Annotated in this window: 8 protein-coding genes; 7 read left to right on the forward strand and 1 reads right to left on the reverse strand. The window is 76.4% G+C overall.

The features are described 5' to 3' along the window. Position 1: 1 nt before the first annotated feature. From GEV43_RS54460 to GEV43_RS46510, 6 genes are all read left to right on the forward strand, one after another. Complete coding sequence (locus GEV43_RS54460) at positions 2–5,608, forward strand: type I polyketide synthase (RefSeq protein ID WP_160826928.1); 5,607 nt, start codon at positions 2–4, stop codon at positions 5,606–5,608. 75 nt (positions 5,609–5,683) lie between these two features. Then, complete coding sequence (locus GEV43_RS46490) at positions 5,684–7,120, forward strand: NAD(P)/FAD-dependent oxidoreductase (protein WP_160826929.1); 1,437 nt, start codon at positions 5,684–5,686, stop codon at positions 7,118–7,120. A gap of 49 nt (positions 7,121–7,169) precedes the next feature. Next, positions 7,170–8,027, forward strand: coding sequence for a nuclear transport factor 2 family protein (locus GEV43_RS48975; RefSeq protein WP_206681760.1), 858 nt, complete (start codon positions 7,170–7,172; stop codon positions 8,025–8,027). Positions 8,028–8,083: 56 nt separating this feature from the next. Next, a complete protein-coding gene (locus tag GEV43_RS55795) occupies positions 8,084–9,517 on the forward strand; it encodes an NAD(P)/FAD-dependent oxidoreductase (RefSeq protein WP_206681761.1) in 1,434 nt (477 codons plus the stop codon). Continuing rightward, complete coding sequence (locus tag GEV43_RS55800; RefSeq protein ID WP_160826930.1) at positions 9,514–12,006, forward strand: type I polyketide synthase; 2,493 nt, start codon at positions 9,514–9,516, stop codon at positions 12,004–12,006. The genes GEV43_RS55795 and GEV43_RS55800 overlap by 4 nt, the downstream gene beginning before the upstream one ends. Further along, positions 12,003–13,244 (forward strand): cytochrome P450, encoded by a 1,242-nt coding sequence (locus tag GEV43_RS46510; protein ID WP_160826931.1) that lies wholly within the window; start codon positions 12,003–12,005, stop codon positions 13,242–13,244. Before GEV43_RS55800 ends, GEV43_RS46510 begins: the two co-directional genes overlap by 4 nt. A gap of 184 nt (positions 13,245–13,428) precedes the next feature. Here GEV43_RS46510 and GEV43_RS46515 read toward each other — a convergent pair whose 3' ends face one another. Next, entirely contained in the window at positions 13,429–14,295 is an 867-nt protein-coding gene (locus GEV43_RS46515) for a cyclopropane-fatty-acyl-phospholipid synthase family protein (RefSeq protein WP_160826932.1), read from the reverse strand. A 284-nt stretch (positions 14,296–14,579) separates the two neighbouring features. Here GEV43_RS46515 and GEV43_RS46520 point away from each other — a divergent pair, with 284 nt between their 5' ends. Continuing rightward, complete coding sequence (locus GEV43_RS46520; RefSeq protein ID WP_160826933.1) at positions 14,580–14,927, forward strand: acyl carrier protein; 348 nt, start codon at positions 14,580–14,582, stop codon at positions 14,925–14,927. Positions 14,928–14,930: the final 3 nt, after the last annotated feature.

The following is a 14,930-nucleotide window of genomic DNA, read 5'->3' on the forward strand; positions in this document are numbered from 1 at the left end:
GATGACGAACGACGAGAAGCTGCGCCGCTACCTCAAGCACGCCACCGCCGACCTGAGGCAGGTCCGGCGGGAGCTGCGGGAGGAACGGGACCGGGCGCGGGAGCCGATCGCGATCGTCGGGATGGCGTGCCGCTTCCCCGGCGGCGTGCGCGGCGCGGACGACCTGTGGCGGCTCGTCGCGGACGGCGCGGACGCGATCTCCGCGTTCCCCGAGGACCGCGGGTGGCCGCTGGAGGAGCTCGGCGCGCCCGGCGGCGGCCCGGGGACGTGCCACACCCTGGAGGGCGGGTTCCTGCACGACGCGCCGCGCTTCGACGCCGCGTTCTTCGGGATCAGCCCGCGCGAGGCGCTCGGCATGGACCCGCAGCAGCGGCTGCTGCTGGAGACGGCGTGGGAGACGTTCGAGGACGCCGGGCTGCGGCGCGACGCCCTGCGCGGCAGCGACACCGGCGTGTTCGCGGGCATCGCCTCGCAGGACTACCTGGCCCTCGCGGGCGGGACGGCCGCCGAGGTGGAGGGGCATCTCGCCACGGGCAACGCGGGCAGCGCGGTGTCGGGGCGGCTGGCGTACACGTTCGGGCTGGAGGGGCCGGCCGTCACGGTCGACACGGCCTGCTCGTCGTCGCTGGTCGCCGCCCACCTCGCGGCGCGCGCGCTGCGGCAGGGCGAATGCTCCCTCGCGCTGGCGGGCGGCGTGACGGTGATGGCGACGCCGGGGCTGTTCCTGGAGTTCACGCGGCAGCGGGGCCTCGCCGCCGACGGCCGCTGCAAGACGTTCGCGGCCTCGGCCGACGGGACGAGTCTCGCCGAGGGCGCGGGCCTGCTGCTGCTGGAACGGCTGTCGGACGCCCGCCGCAACGGCCGCCGCGTCCTCGCGGTGATCCGCGGCTCTGCCGTCAACCAGGACGGCGCCAGCAACGGACTGACCGCGCCGAGCGGGCCGTCCCAGCAGCGCGTCATCCGGCGGGCGCTCGCCGCCGCCGGGCTGTCGCCCGCCGACGTGGACGCGGTCGAGGCGCACGGCACTGGGACGACCCTCGGCGACCCGATCGAGGCGCAGGCGGTTCTCGCCGCGTACGGGCGGAACCGACCGGCGGAACGGCCGCTGAGGCTCGGGTCGCTCAAGTCGAACATCGGCCACACCCAGGCGGCGGCGGGCGTCGCCGGGGTCATCAAGATGGTGATGGCGATGCGGAACGACCTGCTGCCCGCGTCCCTGCACATCGACGAGCCGAACCCGCACGTCGACTGGGAGGCGGGCGCGGTCAGCCTGCTCACCGAGCCGGTCCCGTGGCCGCGCGGCGAACGGCCCCGCCGCGCCGGGGTGTCGTCCTTCGGCATCTCCGGCACCAACGCCCACCTCGTCCTGGAGGAGGCCCCGCCCCCGGAAGACCCGGAGCCCGCGACGACCGCGCCGCCCGACGCCGGGGAGGGGGTGCTCCCGTGGGTGCTGTCCGCGCGCGGCGAGGACGCGTTGCGGGCGCAGGCCAGCGCGCTGGCCGACCACGCGGCCGGTGCGCCGCTGGAGTCTCCGGCCGCGGTCGGCCTGGCGCTCGCCACGACCCGTACGGCGTTCGAGCACCGCGCCGTCGTCGTCGGCGAGGGCCGCGGCGAGCTGCTCGCCGCGACGGAGGCGCTGGCGCGCGGCGACGCCCACCCCGGCGTCGTCGTCGCGGGCGCGGGCGAGGCCGGTACGGGCACGGCCGCCGGGAAGACGGTGTTCCTGTTCAGCGGGCAGGGCAGCCAGCGGCCCGGCATGGGCGCCGGGCTGTACGAGCGGTTCCCGGCGTTCGCCGCCGCGTTCGACGAGGTCTGCGCGCTGCTGGACGAGCATCTCGACCGTCCGGTGCGGGACGTGGTGTTCGCCGACCGGTCCGGCGCGCTCGACCACACCACCTACGCCCAGGCCGGGCTGTTCGCGCTGCACGTCGCGCTGGCCCGGCTGCTCGGCGCGGCCGGGGTGCGGCCCGACGTCGTGATCGGCCACTCGATCGGCGAGATCGCCGCCGCCCACGTCGCCGGGGTGTTCGACCTGCCGGACGCGTGCCGGCTGGTCGCCGCGCGCGCGACGCTCATGGGGCGGCTGCCCGAGGGCGGGGCCATGGCGACCGTCGCCGCCACCCCGGAGGAGCTGTCCCCCGACCTGGACGCGCACGGCGGGCGGGTCGCCGTCGCGGCCCTCAACACGCCCGGCAACACCGTCATCTCGGGCGCCGCCGGACCCGTCGCGGAGATCGCGGAGGCGTGGGCGGAGCGCGGGCGGAAGACCCGGGCGCTGACCGTCAGCCACGCCTTCCACTCGCCGCTGATGGAGCCCGTGCTCGCCCCGTTCGAGGAGGCCGTCCGCGACCTCGCGTACCGGCCGCCGGCCGTTCCGCTGATCAGCAACCTCACCGGCGAGCCCGCCGACGAGCGCATCGCCACCCCGGGGTACTGGGCCGAGCACATCCGCCGGCCGGTGCGCTTCCACCCCGCCGTCGCGCACGTCGCGCCGGACGCCGGGACGTTCGTGGAGCTCGGCCCCGACTCGACCCTCACCGCCGCCGCGCGCCGCACGCTGGAACACGTCCGCCCGGACGGCCCCGCCCCGCGCACGGTCGCCACCCTCAGCTCCAGGCAGCCCGACGCGCACGCGTTCGTTCGGGCCCTGGCCCGGCTCCACATCGCCGGGACCGACGTCGACTGGACGGCCTGCTTCCCCGACGGCTCCGCGCCGGAGACCGTCCGCCTCCCCACCTACGCGTTCCAGCGCGAGCGCTACTGGCTGGGCGACGCGGGCGGCGGCGCGGGCGACGTGTCCGCCGCCGGGGCGCGGCGCGTCCGTCACCCGTTCTTCGCGGCGGCGGTCGAGCTGGCCGATGGCGGGCTGGCGCTGAACGGCACCATCTCCGCGAACGGCGCGGCATGGACGACAGGGCATGCCGTCGCGGGGCTGCCGATCGTTCCCTCGTCCGCGCTGGTGGAGTGGGCTCTGCTGGCGGCCGACGAGGCGGGGTGCGGCGGCGTGGAAGAGCTGGTGGTCCGCGATCCGCTCGTCCCGCCCGCGCGGGGCCGGGGCCCGCGCGTGCAGGTGACCGTGGGGGCGGCCCGGGAGGACGGGCGCCGCGACGTACGCGTGCATTCCCGCCCCGACCACGGCCCCCGTACCGCCGATGATCCCGCCTGGACGTGCCACGCGCACGGCACGCTCGCCCCGCCGGCACCCGGCCCGGCCGCCCCGGCTCCCGAGGACGAACGGGCACGCGCGTGGCCACCACCCGAGGCCGTACCAGTGGACCTCGACGGCCTCCGTCAGCGCACCGTCGCGGCGGGCTACGAGGACGGCCCCGCGTTCGACGGGATCCGCGCGGTCTGGCGCGACGGCTCCGACCTGCTCGCCGAGGTGGCCCTGCCGGACGAGGCCGGTGGTCACGACGGCTACGGCCTCCATCCGGTACTGCTCGAAGCGGCGCTCCGCCCGGCGCTCCTGGACGTCCCGGACGACGCGCGGGCCCGCGAAGACGACGTGTGGCTGCCCAGTGCATGGAACGACGTGGCGCTGTGGGCGTCGGAGGCGACCACGGTACGAGTACGCCTGTCCCCCACCGGGGACCCTGGCCGGAACGCGCGGCGCGTACGCGTGACGCTGACCGATCCGGCCGGAGCGCCCGTGCTGACGGTCGGCTCGGTGACGCTGGAGCCGGTCGCCGTCGAAGACCTCCGTGCGTCCGGCGGCGGGCGGACGGACGGCCTGTTCACGCTGGACTGGACGCCCGCGCCCGCGCCGACCGAGGACGCCTCAGGGCGTTACATCGAGCTGGACGCGCTGCGCACCGCGCTCGACGCCGATCCCGGCGCTCCCGCCCCGCCGGTCGTTCTCACCCGCGCGCCCACCGCCTCCGGTGGCGATGCGCGGCGGGCCGCGGAGGCCGCCTCCACGCTGGTGCGGGACTGGCTGGCCGAGCCGCGCCTGTCCGGCTCCCGCCTGGTCGTGGTCACCCGAGGAGCCGTCAGCGTGGACGGCGGCGAACGCGACGTTCCGAGCCTCGCCGACGCCGCCGTGTGGGGCGTGGTGCACAGCGCGCAGGCCGAGCGCCCGGACCGGTTCGTTCTGCTCGACACCGACAGTGACCCCGAGGAGGCGCGGCTCCGCGAGGCGGTGGCGGCCGCGCTCGCGCAGCACGAACCGCAGGTCGCGATCCGTTCGGCGCAGGTCCTCGTGCCGCGCCTGGCGCGCGCGGCGTCCCCCGGGCCGCGAGCCACCAGGGCGGACGGTCCGTTCGCCGTGGACGGGACCGTGCTGATCACCCTCGACGGCGGTCCGCGCGGGGCGCTGGTCGCCGAGCACGCCGTCCGCGCGTGGCAGGCCAAGCACCTGCTGCTGCTCCGCCCGGACGGCCCCGGCCCCGGCCACGAGTCGCCGGGCGTGCGGGACGCGGCGGAGCGCGCCGCCGCGCTGGGCGCGGACGTCCGCGTGGCCGCGTGCGACCTCACCGACGCGTCCGCCGTCGCCGACGTGGTCGCCGCGATCGACGAGGCGCGCCCGCTGGCCGCCGTCGTCCACGCCGCGTGCCCGCCGGACGAGGCACGTACGGACGGGATCGCGACGGCGTACGCCCTGCACGCGGCGACCGCCGATCTGCCGCTGGAGGCGTTCGTCCTGTTCTCCTCGGCCGCCGCCACGCTCGGCGCGTCCGGCGGCGATGCGGCCGGGGCGTTCAACGACGCGTTGGCCGCCCACCGCCGAGCGGCTGGGCGAACGGCGCTGTCGATCGCCTGGGGGCCTTGGCTGGACGACACCGCGCGACCGTCCGCCGCCGCGCCGGGCGTCGGAGCCCTGACCGCCGAGCATGCGCTTGCCCTGCTGGAAACGGCCCGCCACAGCCCCACCCCCCGACTGGTCGCCGCGAATCTGGACGTCCGGGCACTCGCGTCCGCGCACGCCACCGAAGCCGACGCGCCGCCCGCTCCTCTGCGCGCCCTCGCCGGACGGACCCCGGCGCGGCCGAGCGCGGCCACCGGCCGGGGCGCGGCGTCCCTCGCCGAACGCCTCGCGGCGGCGCCCGCCGACCAGCGCGGCCCCCTGCTCCTCGACCTGGTCCGCACGAACGCCGCCGCGGTCCTCGGCCACGCCGATCCGGGGCTCGTCCCGGTCGGGCGCGGGTTCTCGGAGATGGGCTTCGACTCGATCACCGCGACCGACCTCGCGGGACGGCTCGCCGGCGCGACCGGGCTGGCCGTCCCCACCACCGCCGTCTTCGACCACCCGAGCCCGGCCGCGCTCGCGGAGCACCTGCACGCTGAGCTGGCCCCGCGCGGACCGGACCCGGACGAGGACGGCACGCCGGCCTCGCTGCTCGCCCGCCTCGAACGCATGGACAACGCGATGGCCGCCGCCTCCCCCGCCGGCGCGGCCGTGAACGGCGACGCGAGCGTGCGGACGGCACTGCGGCGACGCCTCCAGACCATGCTCGCCAGGCTGGACGACCACCCCGGCGGCGCGCCCGACGGCCCGTCCGGCGAGCCGTCCGCCGAGCCGTCCGGCATGGGCGCCGAGCGGATCGGGACCGCCACGGTGGACGAGCTGCTCGCCTTCATCGACCACGACCTCGGCCGGAACCGGCGCTAGGGCCGCTTAAGCAGGCACGGCAATCATCACAGGGACGACGCCGCGTCGCTCCGGCGCGACGACGAGAGGGTGACCATGACCAGATCCGAGCACGCGATCGTCCTGGGCGGCGGCTGGGCGGGGATGCTCGCCGCGCAGGCGCTCTCCCGCCGCTTCGACGCCGTCACCGTCCTGGAGCGCGACGTCCTGCCCGAGGGGCCCCGGCAGCGCAAGGGGCAGCCGCAGGCCCGCCACGGGCACATCCTGTGGTCGAGCGGCGCGCGGGTCGTGGACGCGCTGCTGCCGGGGACGATCGACCGGCTGCTCTCGCTGGGCGCGCGCCGGATCATGTTCCAGCGGGACCTGGTGACGCTGACCTCGCACGGCTGGCAGCACCGGTTCCCGTCGAAGCAGTACTGCGTGATGTGCAGCCGCCCGCTGATGGACTGGGCGGTGCGCGAGCAGGTGGCGGCGTCGGGACGGGTCGAGGTGCGGCAGCGGACCGAGGCGCTCGACCTCGCGGGCGACCGCGACCGGATCACCGGCGTGCACGTCCGCGACGTGGCGACCGGGGCCGCGTCGTCGCTGACGGCGGACCTGGTGGTGGACGCGACCGGCCGCGGGTCCCGGCTCAAGCACTGGCTCGGGGCGCTCGGGCTGCCGCCGCTGGAGGAGGACGTCGTCGACGCGGGCATGGCGTACTGCTCGCGGATCTACCAGGCGCCGCCCGGCGCGGCGGCGGGCTTCCCGCCGGTCAACCTCGCGCCCGACCCGCGGGTGCGGGAGCCGGGCCGCTTCGGGGTCGTCCACCCGCAGGAGGACGGCACGTGGATGGTCACGCTCGCCGGGACGCGGGGCGTGCGGCTGCCGACCGACGACGCGGAGTTCAACGAGTACGCGCGGACGCTGCGCGACCCGCTCGTCGCCGACCTCATCGCCCGCGCCGAGCCGCTGACCCCGCTGGTCGTCTCGCACTTCGGCGCGAACCGGCGGCTGTACCCCGAACGGCTCGCGGGCTGGCCGGACCGGCTGGTCGTCCTCGGCGACGCGCTCGCGGTGTTCAACCCGATCTACGGGCACGGGATGAGCGCCGCCGCGCGCGGCATCGCGGCGCTGGACGAGCGCCTCGCGGAGGAGGGCCTCGGCGCCGGGGCGGTCGCGGCGGCGCAGCGGGACGTGTGCGCGGCGGTGGACGACCCGTGGATCATCGCGGCGGCCCGCGACATCGAGTACGTCGGCTGCCGCAGCACGGCGACCGACCCGCGGCTGCTGGGCGAGGCCGACGCGCGGCGCCGCTTCGCCGACGTCATCACGGTCCGCTCGCTGCGGTCGCCGGGCGTGAGCGAGATGGTGACCGACGCCGCCAGCCTGGCCGTCCCGCAGTCCGAGCTCGGCTCCAGCCGGTTCATGGCGCTGCTCGGCAGCGACCCGATGCGCCCGGAGCTCACCGAGCCGCCGCTGAGCCCGGACGAGCTCGCCCTCGTGAACCTGAGCCCGCGCGCGGCCGTGGGCGCCGAGACCGCCTCCGGATGAGCGTCCGGGACCGGGAACCGACGACGGCCACGGCCGGAAGGGGCAGCCGATGCTGACCGACGAGAGCGCGCGCAAGCGCATCATCCTGGAGCACTGCCGGCGGCTCAACGCCGGGGACGTCGGCGGGCTCCTCGACCTGTACGCGGAGGACGTCCGGTTCGAGGACCCGGTCGGCGGGGGCGAGCGCGCCGGCCGCGAGGAGCTGCGGGCGCACTTCGCGCGGGCCGTGGAGGCGAACGCCCGCGAGGTGCCCGGCGAGCCGGTCGCCTCCCAGGACGGCGTGCACGCGCTGGTGCCCGTCAGCGCCACCCTGGACGGCCCGGCGGCGGGGCCGGGCGGCGTCCGTTCCATCGAGCGCGAGTACGTTCTGATGCTGCGCGTCGGAGCCGGCGGGCTCATCGAGGAGCTCAGGGCGTTCTGGGGGGCGGCCGAGGCCGGGACGGATGACGCGGTCAGGAAGAACGCGCCCCTGGAGTACGCGCGGCGCATCAACGCCGGCGACCTGGACGGCGTGATGGAGCTGTTCACCGACGACATCGTCTTCGAGGACCCGGTGGGCTCGCCGCCGGTGCGGGGCAAGGCGGCGATCCGCCAGAACATCGCGTGGGCCATCGAGTGCAAGGTGCACGAGGTGCCGGGGCGGCCCGTCCTGGCGCTGGACGGCCGGACGGTCGTGGCGCCGTCCGTCGTGACGACCTCGTACCCGTCGAACATGCGGTACCAGGTCATCGGCGTCTCGGAGGTGGACGGGAACGGCCTGACCCGCAGCCTCAAGGCGTACTGGGGCATCACCGACGTCTCGCTGCCCGACGCGCCGCGGCTCACCGGGGTGGCGCACTCGCTGGCCGTGACGGAGCGCCTCATCGAGAACGTGCGGTTGAGCGAGGCCCGCGCCGGCTCCTCCTGAGCGGCGGGCGCAGCGGCGCCGGCCGGGCGGCCGGCCGTGCATGGAGGGACGGGAACGTGACGAGATCCGGACGCGCGATCGTGCTCGGGGGAAGCTGGGCGGGGATGCTCGCCGCCCACGTGCTGGCCCGGCACCTGGAAGCCGTCACCGTGGTGGAACGCGACGTGCTGCCACGCGGGCCGGAGCACCGCAGGGGGCTGCCCCAGGCGCGGCACGTCCACGTGCTGTGGTCGGGCGGCGCCCGCATCGTCGAGGAGCTGCTGCCGGGGACCGCCGAACGGCTGCTCGCCGCCGGCGCCCGCAGGATCGGGTTCCACGAGGACCTGGTGACGCTGACCTCGCACGGGTGGCAGCACCGGTTCCCGCCGCGGCAGTACGCCATCATGTGCGGGCGCCCGCTGCTGGACTGGATCGTCCGCGACCGGATCCTCGCGGACGAGCGGATCACGCTGCGGGAGGGCACCGAGGCCGTCGAGCTGGCGGGCGGCGCGAAGCGCGTCACCGGCGTCCACGTGCGCGGCGCCCGCGACGGCGCGCGCGAGCTCCTCGAAGCCGACCTCGTCGTGGACGCCACCGGCCGGGGCTCGCGCCTGAAGCACTGGCTCGCCGCGCTCGGCCTGCCGCCGCTCGCCGAGGACGTCGTGGACGCGGGCATCGCCTACGCGACGCGGACGTTCCGGGCGCCGGACGGCGCGACCGCCGGGTTCCCCGCGATCAACGTCGCCGCCGACCACCGGGTCCGCAGGCCGGGCCGGTTCGGCGTGGTGTACCCGCAGGAGGGCGGCCGGTGGATGGTGACGCTGTCGTGCACGCGCGGCGGGGAGCTGCCCACCCGCGACGAGGACTTCCTGCCGTACGCGCGGACGCTGCGCGACCCGATCGTGGCCGACCTCGTCGCCGGGGCCGAGCCGCTGACGCCGGTGTTCGCCTCGCACATCGGCGCGAACCGGCGGCTGTACCCGGAGCGGGCGGCGACGTGGCCGGACGGGCTGGTCGTCCTCGGCGACTCGCTCGCCGCGTTCAACCCGATCTACGGGCACGGGATGAGCGCCGCCGCGCGCGCCGCCCGCGTCCTCGACGAACGGCTCGCCGAGCCGTTCGGGCCGGGCGCGGCGCGGGCGGCGCAGGAGCGGATCAGCGCCGCCGCCGACGACCCGTGGATCATGGCGACGTCCAAGGACATCGAGTTCGTGCACTGCCGCAACCACGCCGAGGACCCGCGGCTGAACGGCGGCGCGGCGGTCATGCGGGGCTTCGCCGACATGGTCGCGACGATGGCGATCCGCTCCGCCGACGTGAGCGACGCGGTGACGGACGTGATGAGCATGACCGTCCCGCAGTCGGAGCTCGGCACGGCGCGGTTCATGTCGCTGATGCAGGGGGCGCGGCTGCTCCCCGAGCTGGGCGAGCCGCCGCTGCGGCGGCACGAGCTCGCGCTCGTGAACCTGGACCGGCGCGCCGTCGCGGGCGTGAGGAGCGTCCCCCGGTGACCGACCCCACCTCCGGCGGCGCGCCGCGCTCCCCCGCGAACGGCGGCGCGGACGCCCGCACGGGCAACGGCGCGGGCAACGGCGCGGGCGGTAGCGCGGGCGGCGGCGCGGGGCGGGAGGCGGAGCTCGTCGAGTACCTGAGGTGGACGACCGCCGAGCTGCATGAGGCGAGGCGGCGGCTGCGGCGGGCCGAGGACGCCGGGCGCGAGCCGGTCGCCGTCGTCGGGATGGCGTGCCGCTTCCCCGGCGGCGCGCGGACGCCGGACCGGTTCTGGGACCTGCTCGCGGAGGGGCGCGAGGCCGTCACCGGCTTCCCCGCCGACCGCGGCTGGGACCTGGACGCCCTGTTCCACCCCGACCCGGACCACCACGGCACGACCTACGCGCGCGGCGGCGGGTTCCTCGACGACGCCGCCGACTTCGACGCGGCGTTCTTCGGGATCGGGGACGAGGAGGCCGAGGCGATCGAGCCGCAGCAGCGGCTGCTGCTGGAGACCGCGTGGGAGGCCGTGGAGAGCGCGGGCATCGACCCGCGGACGCTGCGCGGCAGCGCCACCGCCGTGTACGCGGGGGTCGCGCTGCACGACTACGGCACCCGGCTGAGGCGGGTCCCCGCCGCGCTGATGCCCTACCTCGGCACCGGCAACGCGGGCGGCGGCGCGCCGGGCCGCGTGGCGTTCACGCTCGGCCTGGTCGGGCCCGCGGTCGCGCTGGACAGCGCGTGCTCCTCCTCGCTCACCGCGATGCACCTGGCGTCGCGGGCGCTCCGCGACGGCGAGTGCGACCTCGCGCTCGCGGGCGGCGCCGCCGTGATGTACACGCCGAGCACGTTCCTGCTGTCGTCCAGCCAGCGGCAGCTCGCGCCCGACGCGCGCTGCAAGCCGTTCGCGGCGGCGTCCGACGGCATGGTGTGGGGCGAGGGCGCCGGGCTCGTCCTGCTGGAGCGGCTGGCGGACGCGCGGCGCAACGGCCACCGCGTCCTCGCGCTCGTGCGCGGCACGGCCGTCAACCAGGACGGCGCGGTGAGCGGCATGGCCGCGCCGCACGGCCCCGGCCGGCAGCGGCTCATGCGCGAGGCCCTCGCCGACGCGCGGCTGTCCCCGGCGGACGTGGACGTGGTCGAGGCGCACGGCACGGGCACCGCGATCGGCGACGCGATCGAGGCGCAGGCCGTCCTGTCGGTGTACGGCCAGGACCGCCCGGCGGACCGGCCGCTGTGGCTCGGCACGGTCAAGCCGAACATCGGCCACTCCCAGGCCGCGGCCGGGATGGCGAGCGTGATCAAGGCGGTGCTGGCGATGCGGCACGCGACGCTGCCCGCCACCCTGAACATCGACCGCCCGACCCCGCTGGTGAGCTGGCGGGCGGGCGCGGTGCGGCTGGTCACCGAGCCGACGCCGTGGCCGCGCGGCGGTCGCCCGCGCCGCGCCGGGGTGTCGGCGTTCGGCAACTCCGGGACGAACGCGCACGTGATCCTGGAGGAGCCGCCGCCCGAGCCGCCCGAGCCCCGGCCCCCCTCCCCGCCTCCGGGCGGGACGCTGGCCTGGCCGGTGTCGGCGCGCGGCGCGGCGGCGCTGCGGGCGCAGGCGGCGGCGCTGGCCGCGCACGTCGGGAACGACCCGGACCTCGCGCCGGAGGACGTCGCGTGGTCGCTCGCCGCGACCCGTTCGGTATTCGAGGACCGCGCGGTCGTCGTGGGCGCGCACCGCGCGGAGCTGCTCGCCGGGCTGCACGCCCTCGCGAACGGCACGCCCCACGAGAACGTGATCGGCGGCACCGGAGCGACCGCCGGTCCCGACGCGGACTCCGACGCCGGTACGTGGGCGTTCGGCGGCTCCGCCGAACGGGCCGCGCAGGCGACCACCGCCCTCCGCGAACGTTTCCCCGCGTTCGCCGCCGCTCACGACGAGGTGAGCGAACGGTTCGGCGGGGCGCTCGGCGGGGACGCCGCGACCTTCGCGCTGCACGTCGCCCTGGCGCGCCTGCTGCTCGCGGCGGAGCTCCGGCCGGGCGCGGTGGTCGGCCGCGGCGTCGGGGAGGTCTCCGCCGCGCACCTCGCGGGCGCGCTCGACCTGCCGGACGCCTGCCGCCTCGTCGCCCAGCGCGACGCCCCCGGCTCCGACGCCCTCGCGCTGACGGGCGGGAAGCCGACCGTTCCGGTGCTCGACGCGGGCTCCGCGCCGTTCGCTGAGGCGGGCGCGTTCCTGGACTTCGGCCCCGAGCCCTTCCCGGACGCGCCGCGTTCTGCCGAACGGCTCGTTCCCGGCGACGGACGTGCCGTCGGCCGCGGCCTGGTCGAGGCCCTCGCTCGGCTCCACACCTCCGGCGCGACGGTCGGATGGGCCGCCCTCTTCGGCGGCGGGCCGCGCCCGCGCGCCGTTCCCCTGCCCACGTACGCCTTCCAGCGCCGGCGCTTCTGGCTCCAGGAGCCGCCCCCAGCGGACGGCGCGCCGGTCGCGGCGTACGCATCCGAAGGAGGACCCCGATGACCACGGACGACTACGCGCTGACCTGGCACGAGCTGATGGTCGACCCGTACAGCGGGTTCGGCCGCATCCGCGAGCAGGCCCCGATCGTCCAGGGCTCATGGGACGGCCGGCCGGTCTGGATCGTGACGCGGCACGAGGACGTCAGCGCGCTGCTGATGGACCGGCGCCTCGCCACGAACTCCTCGGCGGTGCCGGGCTGCCCCGACGACTACCGTGCCGCGCTGCGCGCGATCGGCGTCGCCGAGGAGCTCGTCCCGTACCTCGCCGGGGACCTCGTGCGGACGGACCCGGAGAGCCACGCGCGGCTGCGCAAGCTGCTCTCGCGGGCGTTCACCGCGCGGCGGGTGGCGCGGCTCAGGCCGCGCGTGGAGGACATCGCCCGCGAGCTGCTGGACGCGCTGCCCGGCCGCGCGGAGGGCGGCGCGGTCGAGCTGATCGAGCATTTCGCGTACCCGCTGCCGATCACCGTGATCTGCGAGCTGCTCGGCGTGCCCGAGGAGGACCGGCCGCTGTGGCGCGGGTGGAGCGACGACTACGTCAGCATGGACCCGGCGCGGCTGAACCGCATGCTCGCCGACATGAGCGCGCACCTGCGCGAGCTGGTCGGCCGCCGCCGCGCCGAGCCCGCCGACGACCTGGTGAGCGCGCTCATCCGCACCCACGACGACGACGGCGGCCTGCTCTCGCACACCGAGCTGGTCGCCATGGTGCTCACCCTGATGATCGCCTCGCAGCTCCCGACCCCGCAGCTCGTCGCGAACGGGGCCGTGGCGCTCGCGGCCCGCCCGGACCAGCTCGCGCTGCTGCGCGCCGACCCGGGCCTGTGGCCGGGCGCGGTGCACGAGCTGGTCCGCCTGTGCGGGCCCGGCATCGTCGCCATGCTGCGGTACGCGGCGGAGGACATCGCGTTCGGCGACACCGTGATCAGGCAGGGGGACCGCGTCCAGCTCGTGCTGGGGTCGGCCAACCGGGACCCGCGCCGGTTCCCCGCCCCGGACCTGCTGGACGTCACCCGGCCCGTGGACGGCGGCGTGCAGCACCTCGGCTACTCGCGCGGCGCGCACTACTGCCTCGGCGCGGGGCTGGCGAACCAGGAGATCGAGGTGGCGCTGTCGGCGCTGTTCGGCCGCTACCCGGACCTCGCGCTCGCCGTCGCGCCGGAGGAGCTGGAGTGGAGGCCGATCCCGCTGACCCGGCAGCTCGTCCGCGTCCCCGTGGTCCTCGGCGAGCCCGCCTGAGGGCGGCGTCCCGCACCTGACACCGGCGCTCCGCCCGCTCCGTTCGCCCCGCGTGCCCCAAGGGCCGCGGGGCCTTCGCGCGCCCGCCCCGTGAAGGGCCGAACGGGCCGGACGCGCGGAGGCCGGAGGCCGGTGATGACCGGCCTCCGGCCTCCGCGCGCGTGCGGCCGGGCGGGACGACGCGTCAGGGCTTGTGCGCGGCGACGACGAGGCAGCCGACGCCGTCCGTGGGCGCCCCCGACTTGGCCGAGTCGAGGACCTGCTCCACGGTGATCCCGTGCTCGCGCTCGAACTCGCGGCGGTACTTGAAGAAGTTCTCGAACAGCCGGATGAACGTGCCCTGCGTGTGCTCGGTGACGTCGTTCAGCTCGTCGAGCGTGAGGGAGGCGTCGCTGAGCAGGCCGGGCCAGGCGCCGGCGGAGATGAGCGTGGCGATGTCGGGGTCGCCGCCCTGCCCGGAGGGGCTCTCGTCCCCGGGCGAGGCGCCCATGAGGCTGCGGAACGACTTCGGGGTGTTCGACTCGTCGGTGAGCGGGGTGAGGTCGGTGAGCGCGAGCCGCCCGCCGGGGACCAGGACCCGCTCGACCTCCCGCAGCACGGTCGGCCGGTCCATGTGGATGATCGACTCGAACGCCAGCACGGCGTCGAACGAGCCGTCCTCGAACGGCAGGTCCATGGCGTCGGCGTGCCGGAAGCTCACCTGGTCGGCGCGGCCCTCGGCGCGGGCGCGCTCGGTGGCCAGCTCGACGTGCCGGGCGTTGATGGTGACGCCGACGACGCTCGCCCCGGTCCTCGCCGCGATGCGCAGCGCGGGCTTGCCGACGCCGCAGCCGAGGTCCAGCACCCGGTCGCCGGGGCCGACGCGGAGCCGTTCGGTGAGCATGTCGGTGAACCGGTCGGTGGCCTCGTCGATCGTGGCCGTGTCGGAGGGCCCGTCCCAGTAGCCGAAATGGAAGTTGTCCCCCCACGCCATCTGTAGCAGCGCGCCCATCGCGCTGTAGTAGTCGGACATCTGGCCGGCCGTCGCCGGCGCAGCCGATTGGGATGTCATGACACTCCTCCTGAGCGTTTCGGCGTCCGGCGGGGCTCCAGGCTCACTTCACCCCGCCGCTCAATGTTCCGCCGTTCCGTTAATGCGGGGCTAAAGCCCTTCGCGGGTCCGCGGAATGGGGTGTGCGCGCTGGCGGGCGGCCTATTTGGCGTGCCTTTAGAGGGCGGCCCCACAGTGGGTCGGGAGGCTCGCGACGACCCGGGCCGGAACGGCGGCGCCGCCCGCCGACGGCGGTACGAGGCGCCGCGGGCCGGCTTCGACAACGACAGGACGGGACAGCACGCATGCACCAGCAAGCGACCAACGACAGCGACGGACAGGCCGTTCTCGACGGCACCGAACTCCAGGAGAAGCTTGCCGCCGCCGGTCCGCCGGAACGCGAGCGGATCTTGGGAGAAACGGTCCGCGAGCAGGCCGCCGCCGTTCTCGACCAGTCCGTCATCGACCTCGACAGCAACTTCCTGGAAAAGGGGCTCACGTCGCTGAAGGCGCTGGAGCTGACCCGCAACCTGATGTCGCTCACCGGCATCGAGATCCCCCTCGTCGCGGTGATCGAGCACCCGACGCCGGTGCACCTCGGCCGGTTCATGGCCGAGCTGCTCGCCGAGTCCGGGGACGGCGCCGCGCGGTAGCGG

The organism is Actinomadura sp. J1-007 (assembly GCF_009793335.1).
GTDB classification, from domain to species: Bacteria; Actinomycetota; Actinomycetes; order Streptosporangiales; family Streptosporangiaceae; genus Spirillospora; species Spirillospora yumaensis.

What these genes read in the sequence shown, in the direction of transcription:
- GEV43_RS46520 (WP_160826933.1), top strand. Translation starts at nt 14,580, where the DNA reads ATGCACCAGCAAGCGACCAACGACAGCGACGGACAGGCCGTTCTCGAC.
- GEV43_RS54460 (WP_160826928.1), top strand. Translation starts at nt 2, where the DNA reads ATGACGAACGACGAGAAGCTGCGCCGCTACCTCAAGCACGCCACCGCC.
- GEV43_RS46510 (WP_160826931.1), top strand. Translation starts at nt 12,003, where the DNA reads ATGACCACGGACGACTACGCGCTGACCTGGCACGAGCTGATGGTCGAC.
- GEV43_RS46515 (WP_160826932.1), bottom strand. Translation starts at nt 14,295, where the DNA reads ATGACATCCCAATCGGCTGCGCCGGCGACGGCCGGCCAGATGTCCGAC.
- GEV43_RS46490 (WP_160826929.1), top strand. Translation starts at nt 5,684, where the DNA reads ATGACCAGATCCGAGCACGCGATCGTCCTGGGCGGCGGCTGGGCGGGG.
- GEV43_RS48975 (WP_206681760.1), top strand. Translation starts at nt 7,170, where the DNA reads ATGCTGACCGACGAGAGCGCGCGCAAGCGCATCATCCTGGAGCACTGC.